Genomic DNA, 16,418 nt, shown 5'->3' with positions numbered 1-16,418 from the left:
CCGATGCAGTATATCTCGACCCGCGGCAAAGCCCCGGCGCTTGGTTTTGAAGACACGATGCTGTCGGGCCTTGCCCGAGATGGCGGCCTTTACGTACCGGAAATCATCCCGACGCTTAGCGCTGACGACATTCGCGCCATGCATGGCCTGTCCTACGAAGAGATCGCGTTCCGTGTGATGCGGCCTTTCGTAGGCGATGCCTTCACAGACGAGGTGTTCGCCGACCTGATCACCAAGGCCTATGCCGGGTTTGGGCACGATGCCCGCGCGCCGTTGGTGCAACTGGGCAACGGGCATTTCCTGCTCGAGCTGTTCCACGGCCCGACACTCGCTTTCAAAGACTTCGCAATGCAACTGATTGGACAGATGTTCCAAGAGGCGCTTTCCCGAAGTGACAAGCGTGTGACCATCGTCGGCGCAACAAGTGGCGATACCGGGTCGGCTGCCATCGAGGCGTTCCGGGGACTGGACGCGGTCGATGTGTTCATCCTCTACCCCCATGGCCGCGTGTCCGAAGTGCAGCGCCGCCAAATGACCACACCGACCGAATCCAATGTCCATTCGCTTGCGCTCGACGGTGACTTTGACGACTGTCAGGCGCGCCTCAAAGACATGTTCAACCATTTCGAATTCCGCGATGCGGTGAAACTCGCCGGTGTGAACTCCATCAACTGGGGCCGTGTTTTGGCGCAGGTGGTCTATTATTTTTCGTCCGCCGTGTCTTTGGGCGCACCAGATCGCAAGGTCAGCTTCACAGTCCCCACCGGCAACTATGGCGACATTTTCGCGGGCTACATCGCCAAGCGCATGGGTCTGCCGATTGACCGTCTTGTGGTGGCGACGAACCAGAACGACATCCTGCACCGTTGCCTGAGCACCGGCGGCTATGTCACTGACAGCGTAACCCCGTCGATCAGCCCGTCGATGGACATTCAGGTTTCGTCGAACTTTGAACGCGCTCTGTTCGACGCCTACAACCGCGATGGCAATGCGGTGGCGCAATTGATGGACGAACTGAAGGCTGGTGGGTTCCATGTCAGCCAAGGTGCGATGCAAGTGCTGCGCGATCACTATGACAGTGGCCGGGTGTCCGAGGACGAAACACTGGCGATGATCGCCCACGCGAACGCGCATATGGGCGAATTGCTGTGTCCGCACTCTGCCATTGGTGTGGCTGTTGCCGAAGCCCAGCGCGACCCGAATGTCCCCATGATCACCCTTGCCACGGCGCACCCGGCCAAATTCCCCGACGCGGTCGAAAAAGCCAGCGGCATTCGCCCGCCCCTGCCCGAGCGCATGGCGGATCTTTTTGATCGTGAGGAACGCGTCACCCGTGTTCCCAACGACCTCGACCAACTTGAAACCCTTATCAAAGATCGGATCGCCTCTTGACCGTCCAGACCGCCACACTTCCCAACGGCTTCCGCATTGTGACCGAGCATATGCCCGGTCTGGAAAGTGCGGCCATCGGCATCTGGGTCACCGCAGGCGGGCGGCACGAACGCCCCGAACAGAACGGTATCGCGCATTTTCTGGAGCACATGGCGTTCAAGGGCACCGAAACCCGCAGCGCGCTGCAGATCGCCGAAGCCATCGAAGACGTGGGCGGCTATATCAACGCCTACACCTCGCGCGAAGTGACGGCCTATTACGCCCGAGTGCTACGCAATGATGTGGGTCTGGCTCTGGACGTGGTCGCCGACATCCTGCGCAATCCGGTCTTCGACCCCAAAGAAATCGAGGTCGAGCGCCACGTGATCCTGCAGGAAATCGGTCAGGCGGCGGACACGCCGGACGACATCATCTTCGACTGGTTGCAGGAAAAGGCATACCCTGACCAACCCATCGGGCGCACCATCCTTGGCGAGACAGACCGCGTTTCCGGTTTTTCGAAAGAAGATCTGGCGACATTCGTTTCGGAACACTACGGCCCCGATCAGATGATCCTGTCTGCCGCAGGTGCGGTGGACCATGACGATATCGTCAAACAAGCCGAAGCGCTTTTTGGAGACATGGTCTCGCGCCCGTTCCTGACCGCAGACGCGGCCCGGTTCCACGGCGGTGAAAGCCGCAAGGTCAAGGATCTCGAACAGGCGCATTTGGCGCTTGCCTTTGAATCGCCGGGCTATCGCGATCCGAATTTCTATGCCGCACAGGTCTATTCCGTGGCCTTGGGCGGAGGAATGTCGAGCCGCCTGTTCCAGGAGATCCGCGAAAAGCGCGGCTTGTGCTATACGATCTTTGCCCAGACCGGAGCCTATTCCGACACCGGGATGACAACGATTTATGCAGGGACAAGTGGGGAAGAGATCAAGGATCTCACCAACCTCACAATCGACGAAATGAAGCGTGCGGCTGATGATATGTCCCCTACCGAGGTCGCCCGCGCCCGCGCGCAGATGAAAGCCGGGTTGCTGATGGGGCTGGAAAGCCCGTCCTCGCGCACAGAACGGCTGGCTCGAATGATCCAGATTTGGGGCGAAGTGCCCTCGCTTGAAGACACGGTGTCGCGGATCGACAGCGTGACCACAGGTGACGTTCGGGCGTTTGGGGAACATCTGGTTCACAAGGCTCCGGCTGCCATGGCGCTTTACGGGCCTGTGGGGGCAGCCCCCGATCTGAGCGCCCTGTCCCAACGCCGCGTGGCCTGATGCTCAGTCTGCGGCGCAAGCTTCGGCTCGACACCGAGCGGATGGTGTTGCGCCCGCCGATCCACAGCGATTTCAACCCCTGGAGCGCCCTGCGGCGGGACAGTGAAGGCTTCTTGGCCAAATGGGAACCCAGCTGGGCCGAAGATCATCTGTCGCGTCGTGCGTTCACAAAACGCGTCTATTGGGCGAATCGCGCCATCGGCAATGGGTCGGCGGTGCCGCTGTTCCTGCAGCGGCGGAGCGATGACATGCTGCTGGGGGCAATCACGCTCGACAATATCCGACGCGGTCCGGCGCAGGCGGGCACCTTGGGCTACTGGATCGGAGAGCCTTTTGCCCGGCACGGCTATATGCGCGAGGCAATTGACGCGGTTGTGCACTATGCCTTCGATCGTCTGGATCTCAGCCGCATCGAGGCCGCGTGTCTTCCCGAGAACAAGGCGTCACGCGGACTGCTTGAGAAGTCGGGCTTCAAATATGAAGGGGTGGCGCAAAGCTATCTTCAGATCGACGGACGCTGGCGAACCCATGTTCTGTATGCGGCACTGCGGCTGGACCGTCGTGGGCGCACCGATGTCGGCTAGGGCCAAGACCTTTCGAAAGGTCTTGGTGCCGCGGTTTGCAAACCGCGGGAAAAGCGCGTTCGAACGCGCTTGATCCAAGCCGCTTCGAAGCGGCTTGCTCCTCACAGCAGTTTTTCTAGACCAGACCCACGTCTGCGCTATCTTCCATGCAGGAGGTGGCGGAATGCGTTTCAAATCACTCTGGATGGCCATGGCCGTCGCAATCACAGGCAGCGCGGCGTTCGCTCAGGACACCCGCCGCCCCAGCCATTGCCTTGCCATCGCCGATGCGACACCTGGCATGGCGTATATCCAAAAGGCCTCATGGACTGCGCCTGTTGAGCAATATTCGGTTCGGATCAACTACGTCGCCCATGCAACGTTTCTATTGCAGACCCCCGGAGGTCTGAACGTCGCCACGGATTTCACCGGATTTCTGGGCAACACGACCCTGTTGCCTGACGTGGTCACGATGAATCACGCCCATGACACGCATTGGACGGCCAATCCTGACCCCGCCATCCCACATGTTCTGCCCGGTTGGGGGCCGTTCGGTGAAGGGATCGAGCATCATGTCGATCTGGGCGAAATGCTCGTGCGCAACGTGTCCACGGACATCCGTTCGCAATTCGGCGGACAAGAAGACAATGGCAATTCGATCTTCATCTTCGAGGTCGAAGGACTGTGCATCGGCCATCTTGGGCATCTGCATCATGAACCCAACGATGAGCAATATGCAGCCATCGGGCGTCTGGACGTCGTGATGGTCCCTGTGGATGGCGGCTACACTCTACCACGCGAGATGATGGTGCGGATTGTCGACAGGCTGCGATCCAGCGTCGTGATCCCGATGCACTGGTTCTCGGGCTTCGCGCTTGAAGCCTTCCTCGAAGAGGTGCAGGACAGTTTCGTGATCGACCGCCGGGACAGTTCTTTCCTCGAAGTGTCATTGCGTGATCTGCCATCCCGTCCTACGGTTGTGGTCCTGCGTCCCGAATGGCTTCGCGACGCGCAGAATTGACTCATTCGGAGACCCGTTGATGCCTCGCGACTCTGCCGATAGCGGCTTTATTGATGCCCTGTCGCACCATTTCCCTACGGACATGTTTTCCCGCGCCGAACAATCCTATCTTGAAGAGCCGCGTGGCCGCTATCAGGGCGCGCGCGGCTTTGTCGCCCGCCCCCGCTCGACCGAAGAAGTGTCGGCGCTGGTGAAAGCCTGCGCAGAGGCCGGTGTTGGTATCGTGCCTTATGGCGGCGGCACAGGGCTTGTTGCCGGGCAGATCGCGCCCGAAGGTGATGCGGAAATGCCGTTGATCCTGTCGCTGGAACGGATGACCACCATTCGCGCCATCTATCCGCAGGAAAATGTGTTGATTGCGGATGCGGGAGTGATCTTGGCAAACATCCAGTCCGCAGCGGCAGAGGTGGACCGCTTGTTCCCCTTGTCCTTGGCCTCGGAAGGGTCGGCGCGGATCGGTGGTTTGCTGGGCACCAATGCGGGCGGCGTCAATGTCCTGCGCTATGGGAACACCCGCGATCTGTGCCTTGGGCTCGAGGTGGTGATGCCCGATGGGTCGATCTGGAACGGGCTGAAACGCCTACGCAAAGACAACACAGGGTACGATCTGCGCAATCTGATGATCGGGTCCGAGGGGACGCTTGGTGTGATCACCGGTACATCGCTCAAGCTGTTCCCGCGTCCGGCCAGCATTGGGACTGCGGTTTTCGTCATTCGCGATGCCGAGGCGGCATTGGAGCTGCTGTCGCTGGCGAAATCACAACTGGGCGAAAGCATCAGCGCGTTCGAGTTGATGCACGGGAACGGGTTGGACTTTTTGCAGCAGACCATGCCCGACGTGCGCAAGCCGTTTGGCGATCATCATCCCGAGTGGATGATCCTGATGGATATCGGACTGCCCAAAGGGCTGGACCCGCAAGAGGCGCTGGAAAACCTGTTCATGTCGGCTGAGGCGGAAGGCATCGTGTCGGACGCTGTGATTGCGCAATCGGAATCACAAAGAAACGACTTCTGGGCCGTGCGCGAGTTGATCCCGATAGCAAACCGTCAGATCGGTGCAGTGTCGAGCCATGACGTGTCGGTGCCTTTGGGCGAATTGCCCCATTTCATCGCCCGCGTCTGGCAAAGCATCGCGCAGGTGGGCGAGTTCCGGATCAATTGCTTTGGCCATGTCGGCGACGGCAACCTGCACTGCAATGTATTTCCGCCCGAGGGCAAGTCACGCGACCTCTTTATTGAGGAGACCAAGCAGATCAAGCGGACGGTGCATGATATTGCCAATGAACTTGGTGGAACGTTCAGCGCCGAACATGGCGTCGGTCGGGCCAAGAAGGCCGATCTGGCACGCTATAGCGATCCGGCCAAGCTGGCCGCGATGCGGGCCATCAAAGACGCGCTTGACCCCAAGGGGATCATGAATCCCGGTGCGGTCTTATCGTGACGCCACGCGGAACACGCAGCCGTCAGTGACAAGCTGAGGCGGCGTTAGGCAAAGCCCTTTCGCCGTCTGGAACGCTTGCAGCACCTTGGGCACGTAGGCCCGGGTCTCGGCATAATCCGGCACACCGCTGGCCCGCACCACAGCGTTCTCGCCCGCGTTATACCCTGCCAGAACCAGAATCACATCGTTGTCGAACTTCTCCATCAGGAAATCGAGGAACGCGACGCCCACCTTTATGTTCTGAGACGGCGAGAAACTGTCCGACACCCCGAACCGTTCCGCAGTGGCAGGCATCAATTGCATCAACCCCTGTGCCCCAACCGAGCTTTGCGCATCGACGCGACCGGCGGATTCGACAGAAATCACAGCGAGCGCCAAAGCTGGGGACACGCGGGTGCCCACAGTGTGCAGCAAGATGTCCTTGCCATGACGTTCTGCGATCCCCTGAAGATCCTGCAAACGGGGGCCTGCAATGCCCTGTGGAAACGGCGGTGCAAAATTAGGCCATGGTAGCGGCGGGATAGTCTCGCTGCGGGCGGAGTAAAATCCTGCCACTTTTCCCTTCTTGCATCGGCAGGGAGGGCGGGGAGATCTATACCGTGGAACTTTACAAGAAGGTTCGCTTGGCGTGTTCCGAGGGCATGAGCGCGCGGGCGGCGGCGAAGCATTTCAACATTTCGCGTGGGACGGTTGATAAGATGTTGGCCTTTTCGGTGCCGCCTGGCTACCGGCGGGACAAGCCGATCAGGCGGCCGAAGCTGGACGGGTTCACCGAGTTCATTGACGCCTGGCTTGAAGCCGACAAGGTCGTGCATCGCAAGCAGCGTCATACGGCCAAGCGGATATGGGAACGGCTTCAGGCCGAGCACGGCTTCACCGGAGGCTATACGATCGTCAAGGATTACGTGCGTGATCGCGAGCGGCGGACCCGGGAGATGTTTGTGCCGCTGGCTCATCCGCCGGGCCATGCTCAGGCCGATTTTGGCGAAGCGGTTGTCGTCATCGGCGGTGTCGAGCAGAAGGCGCACTTCTTCGTCATGGACCTGCCGCACAGCGATGCCTATTTCGTCCGGGCCTATCCAGCGGCGACGGCGGAGGCCTGGATAGACGGCCATGTCCGCGCGTTTGACTTCTTCGGCGGGGTGCCGCAGTCGGTGCTCTACGACAACGACCGCTGCCTGGTGTCGAAGATCCAACCGGACGGCACGCGCATCCGCGCCGCGCTGTTCAGCGGCTTGCAGTCGCATTACCTGTTTCGGGATCGCTATGGTCGGCCCGGGAAGGGGAACGACAAGGGCGCTGTCGAGGGGATGGTCGGCTACGCCCGCCGCAACCACATGGTGCCGATCCCCCACTTTGCCAGTTGGGACGATTTCAACGCAGACCTTGAAGGGCAGTGCCGCGCACGCCTGACGCGCATTCTTCGGGGTCACAAGGAGACGATCGGTGAGAGGTTGCAGCGCGATCTGGTCGCGATGCGCCCCCTGCCTGCCGCCCCGTTCGACGCCTGCGACCAAGCGGGCGGCAGGGTCAGCTCGCAGTCTCTCGTGCGCTATGACACCAACGATTACTCGGTCCCGGTCGCCTATGGCCACCAGGATGTCTGGATCCGCGGCTATGTCGATGAGGTCGTGATCGGCTGTCGCGGGGAGGTGATCGCCCGACACCCGCGCTGTTACGATCGCGAGGACATGATCTTTGATCCGGTTCACTACCTCCCGCTGATCGAGCGCAAGATCAATGCCTTGGACCAGGCCGCACCCTTGGCGGAATGGGACCTGCCCGAAGAGTTCCAGACTTTGCGCCGCCTGATGGAGGCGCGCATGCTCAAGATGGGGCGCCGCGAGTATGTGCAGGTGCTGCGTCTGCTCGAGACCTTCGAGATGGATGACCTGCATGCCGCCGTGAAGAAGGCCCTGAAGCTGGGCGCGGTCGGCTTCGACGCCGTGAAGCACCTCGTGCTTTGTCAGGTGGAGAAGCGCCCCCCGAGGCTTGATCTCGATGTCTACCCCTACTTGCCGCGGGCGAATGTCGAGACGACGCGGGCGGCCAGCTACATGGCCTTGATGTCGGAGGCGGCGGAATGACCGAGGCCCCGAAGATCCTGCTTGCCCACCATCTGAAGACGCTGAAGCTGCCCACATTCTTGCGGGAGCACGAGAAGGTTGCGCGTCAATGCGCCGCCGAAGGACTGGACCATGTCCAGTTCCTGTCGCGCCTCGTGGAACTGGAACTCATTGACCGCGAGCGGCGGATGGTCGAGCGCCGCATCAAGGCCGCGAAGTTCCCGGCCACCAAAAGCCTCGACAGCTTCGACTTCAAGGCGATCCCGAAGCTGAACAAGATGCAGGTGCTGGAACTGGGGCGTTGCGAATGGATCGACCGGCGTGAGAACGTGATCGCCCTCGGGCCCAGCGGAACCGGCAAAACCCACATTGCACTGGGCTTGGGACTGGCAGCCTGCCAGAAGGGCATGTCTGTCAGCTTCACCACCGCCGCCGCGCTGGTCAACGAGCTGATGGAGGCGCGAGACGAACGTCGGCTGCTGCGCGTCCAGAAGCAGATGGCTGCCGTGAAGCTGCTGATCATCGACGAGCTCGGATTCGTGCCCCTGTCCAAGACCGGCGCCGAGCTGCTTTTTGAGATGATCTCCCAGCGCTACGAGCGCGGCGCCACGCTGATCACCAGCAATCTGCCCTTCGATGAATGGACCGAGACCTTCGGCACCGAGCGGCTGACCGGCGCGCTCCTCGACCGGTTGACCCACCACGTCAACATCCTCGAGATGAACGGCGAAAGCTATCGCCTCGCGCAAAGCCGCGCACGCAAGCCCGGCGAAAACATCAACTGATCCAAAGCCCAGACTTGGACCTGACGGTCCAAGGCGGCCAGTCACCCGCCAGCTACATGGAGAGCGCGGCTGACTGGCCGCCGCTCATCACCCGCGTCCCGCGTAAACCCAAAGTGGCCCAGTTTTGCGCCGCCCCGTGGCCTAATTTTACTCCGCCGTTGACACCCTGCCCCGAAGGCGGGTTTGACAGACGCACCAGCGCCGGTTCCAACCGTCCCGGACCCTTTGCCTCGAGTGACGGCGAGATTTCGCTCCAGAACCACGCAAGGGTTTCCCCTCCCGGGGCACGAGGTTGTGGCGCCGAGGCAGAGGGTGCTGCGGGAACACTTGGGGCCTGTGGTGCGATTTGCACCGTGATCCGCTTTTTGGCGCTCGAAGACGGCGGCTTTACCCGCTTGGCGGAAAACTCGGGAAAGGGCGGTGGGTCAGCCACAGCATCGCCCATGCCCAGGGTCATGGCCACCAATGCCATCACAACATACCGTTTCATATGCAGGCTCCTGCTCGATGCCCGTTATTTGTTTGGCCCAATCATGACACAATCCCGGATTGAAGACCATTTCGTTTCTCATTTGCATTCAATGCTATTCATATGATTGCGCGATTCCGCAGAAAATACCGAAATTTTTAGGGTGTGAAAATTTTTAATTTTTTATTTTTCAATGACTTAACCGAATTTCGTTAACTTTCTTGCTAAGCTGCAAAATCGGTCCAGTGCGGTCAAACTGCTGCCCCAATCCGACAGCTATAAGTACTCATCCAAGACGGGATGGAGCGAATGAGAGAGCGCTCAACACAAAGTCCCGAGCTTGGCCAACGTGAGCAAACTAGGACTATGGAGATCAAAATGATCAAATTCATCAAAAACTTCCGTAAAGACGAAGACGGTGCCGTGACAGTTGACTGGGTCGTTCTGACCGCTGCTGTTGTTGGCCTCGCAATTGCTGCCTATGGCGCAATCCAGGAAAACACTGCTGCTGTTCTGGAAACGACCGGTGGCGCGGTTCTCGGCGCAGAAGCTTGGCTGCCGGCTGCTGACTAATAAGTTGATAGCCATCAACGGAAAAAGGCGCGCTTTGCGCGCCTTTTTCTTTCTGACTTCAGAACTGGCAGCCTGACGACATTCACGATTCTTCTTTATGAGTGTTTTCAAGTCATTGACGGTTTTCACTTACGTTTGAAGCAAGCAGAAAACGCGACCAATGAGGTCAAAATGCTGACCCAATGTCGCGAGTATCGTTCTTCATCGAACAAGGGACGACAGAGATTTGAGAGCGGTCAGCATTCAGTCCTGAACTTGACCACCACAAGCAAACTTGGACTATGGAGATCAAAATGATCAAATACATTAAAAACTTCAGCAAAGACGAAGACGGCGCCGTAACAGTTGACTGGGTCGTTCTGACCGCTGCTGTTGTTGGCCTCGCAATTGCGGCTTACACCGCAATCCAGGAAAACACTGCTGCTGTTCTGGAAACGACCGGTGGCGCGGTTCTCGGCGCAGAAGCTTGGCTGCCGGCTGCTGACTAATAAGTTGATAGCCATCAACGGAGAAAGGCGCGCGGTTGCGCGCCTTTTTTCTTTTTCGAACGGATCATCGGATCGGTCCCAGGTCAACGGCGCCCGATCGACCCGCCACGTGACGGTCAAAGTGCCGGATCCCGAAGAGCTTGATGATCCGCGATCATCACGCAGGACTTTGCCGTCTTCGCTCTAACATGTCGCCCCCCACCGGACTCCTCACTTTTGCCACAATCTGCCCAACAGGCAGACACAATGACCAAGTATCCCCAGAACTGAACCATGTTTCAGCGCCCGACCGGCGCATCATGGAAACATGTAAGGAGGCACTATGCGTATCGTCTTTGGACTTGTTCTGGTCGCGGGTCTGGCACTGGCCGGGTTTGCGGTCTACATGGCACAAAATTACATCGGCGCGTACCAAACCGCGCTCGAGCAGGAACGCAACAAGACAACGTCTAGCGTTCCAGTTCAGGGGATCTACGTGGCAACACGCGCGCTGGATTACGGCGAGATCATCACCGATGAGGACATCGCTTTGATGCCCTGGCCGAAACAGACACTCCCGGACGACTTTTTCGACGCGGCAAACCCGCTTAACGCTGAAGGCGCAGAGCTGCGTGTTACATTGCGTCCGATCGAAAAGAACGAAGCGATCATGGCCAGCAAGGTTAGCGAACCCGGTGCCGACGCTGGCCTGACCTCGCGGCTTGAGCGGGGACAACGTGCGTTTGCGATTAAGGTCGACGTGGCAACTGGCGTTTCGGGCTTCCTGCGACCCACCGACCGCGTTGACGTGTACTGGACAGGCCGCGTCCGCAGCAATGACCCGAACATGCCCAATGGCGAGGTCACCAAGCTGATTGAAACCGGGGTCAAATTGATCGCGATCGACCAGACCTCCGAAACAGACAACGCGCAGACCACAATTGCCCGCACGGTCACGGTCGCTGCAAGCCCGCAACAGGTCGCGTCATTGGCACAGGCACAATCAACCGGACGTCTGTCCCTTTCGCTGATGGGCCGTAACGATGACACGGTTGCAGAGGTGATCGAAGTCGATCAGCGCTCGCTTTTGGGCATCACAGCCACGAAAGAAGTCGAAAAACCACGCTCTATTCAGGTTTGCACCATCCGGACGCGTCGCGGCGGTGAAGTGGTGGAAATGCCCATCCCTTGTACAAATTGATGCAAATCGCACTGCATTTGGTGAAAACACCTTAATCCGACCCGAATGAGGCGCAGCATTATGTTGCGCCTTATCCACATGAAGCACCCCTCTGAAATCATTGATTCTTGCAATAAAAGCCGACTTGACGCAGCTTGGTGCAAACATCGGGCGCAAAGACCCACTTTTGAGGCGTGATCGGAAAGGCAGGTCACATGTATACGAGCAGTCCCTTCAAGGCCGTCCTTTTGGGCGCGGTTCTTGCTATTTCTCCGATGGCGCAAACGGCATTTGCTGAAACCTTGCGTGTCATCCGGACCAATACTGAATCGACACTGAACGTTCCCATGAACCGTGCAGTCGTGGTCGAGAGCGAGGTTCCCTTTGCTGAACTCAGCATTGCGAACCCGTCGATCGCTGACATCTCGTCTTTGTCGGACAGGACAATCTACGTGCTGGGCAAAACCCCCGGCACCACAACACTTACCATTCTGGACGGCAACGGCCAGTTGATCACCAATGTGGATGTCCGGGTCGCCCCGGACCTTACAGAGTTCAAAGAACGTCTTCGGCAGATTCTTCCGGACGAGAAGATCGAAGTGCGGACGGCAAATGATGGCATCGTTCTGTCTGGTACGGTGTCGAGCACAATCCGGATGCAGCGCGCGCTTGATCTCGCAACGCGCTACGCACCTGAACGCGTGTCGAACCTGATGACCGTGGGCGGTGTCCAGCAGGTCATGCTCAAGGTGCGGTTCGCTGAAATGCAACGTTCCGTTTCGAAATCCCTGCAAGCGTCTCTGGCCACAGGCGGCTCTGTCCTTGATGGCGATCTGGGCCTTGAGCTTGGCACCGGCAACGCAGCCCCGCTGGCCGGGGTCGATTCAGTCGCGGATAAACTGGGCGCTGGCGCAGGATCGCAGGGCGCGATCATGTTCGGCTTCAACGCAGGTGGCCTCGAAGTAGGCATTCTGCTTGAAGCACTCGAGGCCAAAGGCGTTGTGCGCACACTGGCGGAACCGAACCTGACCTCTCTTTCCGGACAGGAAGCAACATTCCTTGCCGGTGGTGAATATCCGGTCCCAGTGTCGCAAGAAGACGGCGCGATTACAGTTGAATTCAAACCATTCGGTGTCGAACTCAACTTTATCCCTCGGGTTCTGGATGGCGACTTGATCAACCTCGAACTCGAAGCAGCGGTGTCGTCCATCGACCCAAGCAGTGGCGTCGACATTGGCGCGATCCGGATCGACGGGTTCAGCCGCCGGGAAACAACGACCACTGTTGAACTTCGCGACGGAGAAAGCTTTGCCATCGCAGGTCTGTTGCAGGACGATTTCCGGGACCTGAACAGTCAGGTGCCGTGGCTTGGTGACATCCCCATTCTGGGTGCCTTGTTCCGCAGCGCTGAATATCAGCGCGAACAATCCGAACTGGTGATCATCATCACGCCGCACCTTGTGACACCGACACGCGGTGAAGCGCTTGCGCTGCCGACCGATCGGGTGCGTCCTCCAAGCGAAAAAGACCTGTTCCTCTTTGGCCGCGTTACAAGCGACTCGCGCAATCTGCAGGGTGCTGCAGGTGAAGTTGCCAAACAGGATTTCTCGGGTTCCTACGGTTATGTGATGGATTGAGGCGATGACAGTACAAAAAAATCTTCGTGTCCCAATCGCCCTGACCGGCCTTGCCCTCTTGGCGGCCTGCGCAAGCAGCGACCCGGTGTACAGCGCCTTCCACCGCGAAGCTGGTGCCCTCTTGGATACGGGCAATTTCGGCACCGCCACCATGAATAACGTTCAGATCATGAATGGCGAAAAGCGCTACACCTACGATTTGTCGCAACGTTTCGCGAGCGAAGTCATGACGACCGTCAATTTCGCGTTCAACAGTGCGGTACTGGACAGCGGCGCGCAGGACACTCTGCGGGAACAGGCACAATGGATTCGCCAGTTCCCCGAAGTGCGGTTCCGGGTTTACGGCCACACCGACGCCGTCGGCAGCGAAGTCTATAACAAAAGTCTGAGCCTGAACCGTGCGCATGCGGTTGTCAATTTCCTGGCAACTCAGGGCATTAGCAAGGACCGGCTTGAGGCTGTGGTGTCGTTCGGGGAAACCCAACCCCTGATCGTGACCGAAGGCCGTGAACGCCGTAACCGTCGTACCGTGACCGAGGTATCGGGCTTTGTCGGCTCGCATCCCACCGTTCTCGAAGGCCGATATGCCGAGATCATCTATCGCGAGTATATCAACAGCGCCGTGCCCAGAACGGCCCTTGAAGGCATCCAGGGCACCGACTTCCAATCCAGCCAATAAAGGCAAGGCCCCTACGGGGGCCATGCCACCGGCCTGAAATACCGTACAATTTCGGTATTTCGGCCCCAATGTTGCCAAGTTTTCCAACGACCTTCGGACAGTAGCAGTCCCTCCCGAGCGACTCGGGATTGGCGCATGTGGTGTGTGCAGAACGCCGCACGGATGCGCCGAGAAGTTAGAGGAAACGAGGCAAATGACGAGTATCCTTCCAAGCCCCCCGCAGCCGGCGCCCCTATTGGCATGCACGATCAGTCGGGATGTTCAGGAGTTCGATCTCCTGATTGAAGACATGGAAGCCGCGCTTGGCGAAGCATGGGGAGACCTTGGCTTTGATGAAGCCCTGCATTTCTTTTCGCAGGAAGAGGGGGAAGCACTGGAATTCGTGGCCCTTGCCATCGACGAAGACGACGAAGCCAATGTCGATCATCTTTCGTCGATCATCGCGGCGGCCAAAGCCCGCAAGATCAAGGTTGTTCTGATCGCGCATGACGTGACGCCGTCGGCCTTGCATCACCTGCTAAGGCAGGGCGCAGATGAATTTGTCCCCTACCCGCTTCCCGAAGGCGAACTGGCAGCCGCGATCGAACGGATGACCGCTCCAGAAGCACCGCAGGTCGTGGCGCGCAACGGGTCTGGCGTAAAACTGTCGAACGACGGCGACGGGGTGATTATCACCGTTCAGGGCATGGCCGGGGGCTGCGGCGCCAGCACATTCGCGACAAATCTCGCCTGGGAGCTGGCGACGGTCACAAAAGAAAAAGGCCCGCGGGTCTACATCATCGACCTTGGCCTGCAGTTCGGCGCGGTGTCCACATATCTTGATGTTCAGCGTCGAGAAGCCGTTTTGGAACTGTTGTCGGACACTGAATCCATGGACGAGGACAGCTTTGGACAAGCGCTTGTGACGTTTGAGGAAAAGCTGCACGTTTTCACTTCGCCCGCCGATCTTCCGCCGCTCGATATTATCGGGCAGACCGAAGTGCAGGCCCTGTTGGACACGGCATCGCGGCACTTCGACTTTGTCGTGGTCGATATGCCTCCCAGTTTGGTGCAATGGTCCGAAACCGTGCTGTGCGCCGCCCAGGTGTATTTCGGTGTCATCGAACTCGATATGCGGTCGGCCCAGAACACCTATCGCCTCAAACGCGCGCTACAAGCGGAAGACTTGCCTTTCGACAAGATCCGCTTTGTGCTCAACCGCGCTCCGAAATTCACCGATCTGCAAGGCAAAAGTCGTCTCAAGCGCATGCAGGAAAGTCTTGAAATCTCGGTCGATCTGCATTTCCCGGATGGTGGCAAAGCAGTGTCCGAGGCTGGTGATCACGGTCAGCCATTGGCGCTGCAACAGCCCAAAAATGCGCTGCGCAAGGAAATCGCAAAGCTCGCGCAGTCACTTTACGAAGTTGGCCGCTCCGAAGCCGAAGCCGCCTAAGGAGGACACGCATGTTTTCGCGTTACAAAAAGGCGGCCGTCGAGGTCGCACCCGCAGCCAAAGCCCCTGTGGCCAAGGTCGAAGCCCCGGCCAATTCACCGGGTCCAGCCAAAGCCCTGCGCAAGGTACTGCCAACTAAAGCCGCGGTGGCCGAAAGCGCCGATCGCGACAAGAAACGCAAGGAACGCCTGAGCGAGATCAAGCTCGAGCTTCACCGCGCGCTGCTGGATAACTTGAACCTTGCCGCGCTCGATCAGGCGACCGAAGCCCAGCTCAAGGAAGAGATCAACGCGATCACAACCGAGAGCCTGCAGGAACGAGGCATGGTGCTCAACCGCGAAGAGCGGGTGGCCCTGAACCAGGAACTATACGACGAGGTCAAAGGTCTTGGCCCGCTCGAGACATTGCTCAAAGACGAAACCATCAGCGATATTCTCGTCAACGGCCCGCATAGGATCTTCGTGGAACGGTCGGGCAAGCTGCAACTCAGCGACGTGACCTTCAAGGACGAAAAGCACCTGATGCGGATCATCGACAAGATCGTGTCCGCCGTGGGCCGCCGCGTCGATGAATCCAACCCCTATGTGGACGCCCGTCTTCAGGACGGATCGCGTTTCAACGCAATGGTGCCGCCGATTGCGGTCGACGGATCGCTGGTCTCCATTCGTAAGTTCAAAACCGACCAGCTGAGCATCGACGATCTGGTCAATTTCGGTGCCTTTACCGAAGAAATGGCCGTCTACCTGCAAGCCGCCGTGGCGACGCGCCTGAACATCATCGTGTCTGGCGGTACGGGTTCGGGTAAGACAACCACGCTCAACGCACTCTCGTCCTTCATCGACGACAGCGAACGCATCCTGACAATCGAAGACACGGCGGAACTTCAGCTCCAGCAGACCCATGTGGGCAGAATGGAAAGCCGTCCGCCCAACGTTGAAGGCAAAGGCGCCGTCACGCCCCGCGACTGTCTCAAGAACGCCCTTCGTATGCGTCCCGACCGGATCATCGTCGGCGAAACGCGTGGCGAGGAAGTCATCGACATGTTGCAGGCCATGAACACCGGCCACGACGGATCGATGACCACGATCCACGCCAACAGCGCCCGCGACGGTGTAAGCCGTCTGGAAAACATGATCGCGATGGCCGGGATCGAAATGCCGCTCAAGGCGATGCGGTCGCAGATCTCTTCGGCTGTGAACCTGATTGTACAAGCCTCGCGTCTGCAAGACGGTTCGCGCCGCATGACGTCAATCACCGAAATCACCGGGATGGAAGGCGAGGTCATCTCGATGCAGGAACTGTTCCGCTTCCAGCGGGTCGGCCTGACCCCAGAGAACAAGATCATAGGCCATTTCACGGCCACAGGCGTGCGATCCAACTATGCCGAACGCTTCAAGATGTGGGGCTATGACTTGCCCCCGTCGATCTATGAACCCTTCAACGGGAACCACTGA

Annotated in this window: 15 protein-coding genes and 1 pseudogene; 14 read left to right on the top strand and 2 right to left on the bottom strand. The window is 58.9% G+C overall.

Annotated elements, in window-relative coordinates:
- The first annotated feature begins 3 nt into the window (after nt 1-3).
- The 5 genes from thrC to ACK3EW_RS04120 all read left to right on the top strand — a co-directional run bounded on the left by thrC (nt 4) and on the right by ACK3EW_RS04120 (nt 5,676).
- Nucleotides 4-1,392 carry a threonine synthase gene (thrC, locus tag ACK3EW_RS04140; protein WP_493808571.1) on the top strand — a complete coding sequence of 463 codons (1,389 nt, stop codon included), beginning with the start codon at nt 4-6 and terminating at the stop codon, nt 1,390-1,392.
- Nucleotides 1,389-2,651, top strand: coding sequence for a M16 family metallopeptidase (locus ACK3EW_RS04135; RefSeq protein ID WP_493808570.1), 1,263 nt, complete (start codon nt 1,389-1,391; stop codon nt 2,649-2,651). Before thrC ends, ACK3EW_RS04135 begins: the two co-directional genes overlap by 4 nt.
- Complete coding sequence (locus ACK3EW_RS04130; protein WP_493808569.1) at nt 2,651-3,235, top strand: GNAT family N-acetyltransferase; 585 nt, start codon at nt 2,651-2,653, stop codon at nt 3,233-3,235. Before ACK3EW_RS04135 ends, ACK3EW_RS04130 begins: the two co-directional genes overlap by 1 nt.
- Before the next feature lie 163 nt (nt 3,236-3,398).
- The gene (locus tag ACK3EW_RS04125) at nt 3,399-4,235 is read left to right on the top strand and encodes an MBL fold metallo-hydrolase (RefSeq protein ID WP_493808568.1); all 837 of its coding nucleotides are present in this window, start codon (nt 3,399-3,401) and stop codon (nt 4,233-4,235) included.
- A gap of 19 nt (nt 4,236-4,254) precedes the next feature.
- The gene (locus tag ACK3EW_RS04120) at nt 4,255-5,676 is read left to right on the top strand and encodes an FAD-binding oxidoreductase (RefSeq protein ID WP_493808567.1); all 1,422 of its coding nucleotides are present in this window, start codon (nt 4,255-4,257) and stop codon (nt 5,674-5,676) included.
- Here ACK3EW_RS04120 and ACK3EW_RS04115 read toward each other — a convergent pair.
- Nucleotides 5,668-6,168, bottom strand: a pseudogene (locus tag ACK3EW_RS04115) (lytic transglycosylase domain-containing protein); the annotation flags it as partial. The gene ACK3EW_RS04120 and the pseudogene ACK3EW_RS04115 sit on opposite strands and share 9 nt — an antisense overlap.
- A 98-nt stretch (nt 6,169-6,266) precedes the next feature.
- Here ACK3EW_RS04115 and istA point away from each other — a divergent pair.
- Nucleotides 6,267-7,763: an IS21 family transposase gene (gene istA, locus ACK3EW_RS04110; RefSeq protein WP_493809682.1), complete on the top strand. Its 1,497-nt coding sequence runs from the start codon at nt 6,267-6,269 to the stop codon at nt 7,761-7,763.
- Nucleotides 7,760-8,527 (top strand): IS21-like element helper ATPase IstB, encoded by a 768-nt coding sequence (istB, locus tag ACK3EW_RS04105; protein ID WP_493806540.1) that lies wholly within the window; start codon nt 7,760-7,762, stop codon nt 8,525-8,527. The genes istA and istB overlap by 4 nt, the downstream gene beginning before the upstream one ends.
- Before the next feature lie 52 nt (nt 8,528-8,579).
- On the opposite strand, the gene ACK3EW_RS04100 is transcribed toward istB, so the two are convergent.
- A complete protein-coding gene (locus tag ACK3EW_RS04100; protein WP_493808566.1) occupies nt 8,580-9,017 on the bottom strand; it encodes a hypothetical protein in 438 nt (145 codons plus the stop codon).
- A 357-nt stretch (nt 9,018-9,374) separates the two neighbouring features.
- Here ACK3EW_RS04100 and ACK3EW_RS04095 point away from each other — a divergent pair, with 357 nt between their 5' ends.
- From ACK3EW_RS04095 to ACK3EW_RS04065, 7 genes are all read left to right on the top strand, one after another.
- Nucleotides 9,375-9,569, top strand: coding sequence for a Flp family type IVb pilin (locus ACK3EW_RS04095; RefSeq protein WP_493808565.1), 195 nt, complete (start codon nt 9,375-9,377; stop codon nt 9,567-9,569).
- 293 nt (nt 9,570-9,862) lie between these two features.
- On the top strand, nt 9,863-10,057 hold the full coding sequence (locus tag ACK3EW_RS04090; RefSeq protein ID WP_493808564.1) for a Flp family type IVb pilin: 195 nt from the start codon (nt 9,863-9,865) through the stop codon (nt 10,055-10,057).
- A 322-nt stretch (nt 10,058-10,379) separates the two neighbouring features.
- Nucleotides 10,380-11,237, top strand: a complete 858-nt coding sequence (gene cpaB, locus ACK3EW_RS04085; protein WP_493808563.1) for a Flp pilus assembly protein CpaB — start codon at nt 10,380-10,382, stop codon at nt 11,235-11,237.
- Nucleotides 11,238-11,491: 254 nt separating this feature from the next.
- Entirely contained in the window at nt 11,492-12,853 is a 1,362-nt protein-coding gene (locus ACK3EW_RS04080) for a type II and III secretion system protein family protein (RefSeq protein ID WP_493809687.1), read from the top strand.
- Nucleotides 12,854-12,857: 4 nt separating this feature from the next.
- Nucleotides 12,858-13,532, top strand: coding sequence for an OmpA family protein (locus ACK3EW_RS04075; protein WP_493808562.1), 675 nt, complete (start codon nt 12,858-12,860; stop codon nt 13,530-13,532).
- Between the two features lie 193 nt (nt 13,533-13,725).
- Complete coding sequence (locus ACK3EW_RS04070) at nt 13,726-14,964, top strand: CpaE/TadZ family protein (protein ID WP_493808561.1); 1,239 nt, start codon at nt 13,726-13,728, stop codon at nt 14,962-14,964.
- 11 nt (nt 14,965-14,975) lie between these two features.
- Nucleotides 14,976-16,418: a TadA family conjugal transfer-associated ATPase gene (locus ACK3EW_RS04065; RefSeq protein WP_493808560.1), complete on the top strand. Its 1,443-nt coding sequence runs from the start codon at nt 14,976-14,978 to the stop codon at nt 16,416-16,418.

The organism is Marivita sp. NO-S04 (assembly GCF_059070475.1).
Note: the sequence above shows the minus strand (reverse complement) of the source record. Positions and strands in the feature narration are given on the sequence as shown.

Coding starts and splice junctions, on each gene's coding strand:
- thrC (WP_493808571.1), top strand. CDS start 4: ATGCAGTATATCTCGACCCGCGGCAAAGCCCCGGCGCTTGGTTTTGAA.
- ACK3EW_RS04130 (WP_493808569.1), top strand. CDS start 2,651: ATGCTCAGTCTGCGGCGCAAGCTTCGGCTCGACACCGAGCGGATGGTG.
- ACK3EW_RS04125 (WP_493808568.1), top strand. CDS start 3,399: ATGCGTTTCAAATCACTCTGGATGGCCATGGCCGTCGCAATCACAGGC.
- ACK3EW_RS04120 (WP_493808567.1), top strand. CDS start 4,255: ATGCCTCGCGACTCTGCCGATAGCGGCTTTATTGATGCCCTGTCGCAC.
- istB (WP_493806540.1), top strand. CDS start 7,760: ATGACCGAGGCCCCGAAGATCCTGCTTGCCCACCATCTGAAGACGCTG.
- ACK3EW_RS04100 (WP_493808566.1), bottom strand. CDS start 9,017: ATGAAACGGTATGTTGTGATGGCATTGGTGGCCATGACCCTGGGCATG.
- ACK3EW_RS04095 (WP_493808565.1), top strand. CDS start 9,375: ATGATCAAATTCATCAAAAACTTCCGTAAAGACGAAGACGGTGCCGTG.
- ACK3EW_RS04090 (WP_493808564.1), top strand. CDS start 9,863: ATGATCAAATACATTAAAAACTTCAGCAAAGACGAAGACGGCGCCGTA.
- cpaB (WP_493808563.1), top strand. CDS start 10,380: ATGCGTATCGTCTTTGGACTTGTTCTGGTCGCGGGTCTGGCACTGGCC.
- ACK3EW_RS04080 (WP_493809687.1), top strand. CDS start 11,492: ATGGCGCAAACGGCATTTGCTGAAACCTTGCGTGTCATCCGGACCAAT.
- ACK3EW_RS04075 (WP_493808562.1), top strand. CDS start 12,858: ATGACAGTACAAAAAAATCTTCGTGTCCCAATCGCCCTGACCGGCCTT.
- ACK3EW_RS04070 (WP_493808561.1), top strand. CDS start 13,726: ATGACGAGTATCCTTCCAAGCCCCCCGCAGCCGGCGCCCCTATTGGCA.
- ACK3EW_RS04065 (WP_493808560.1), top strand. CDS start 14,976: ATGTTTTCGCGTTACAAAAAGGCGGCCGTCGAGGTCGCACCCGCAGCC.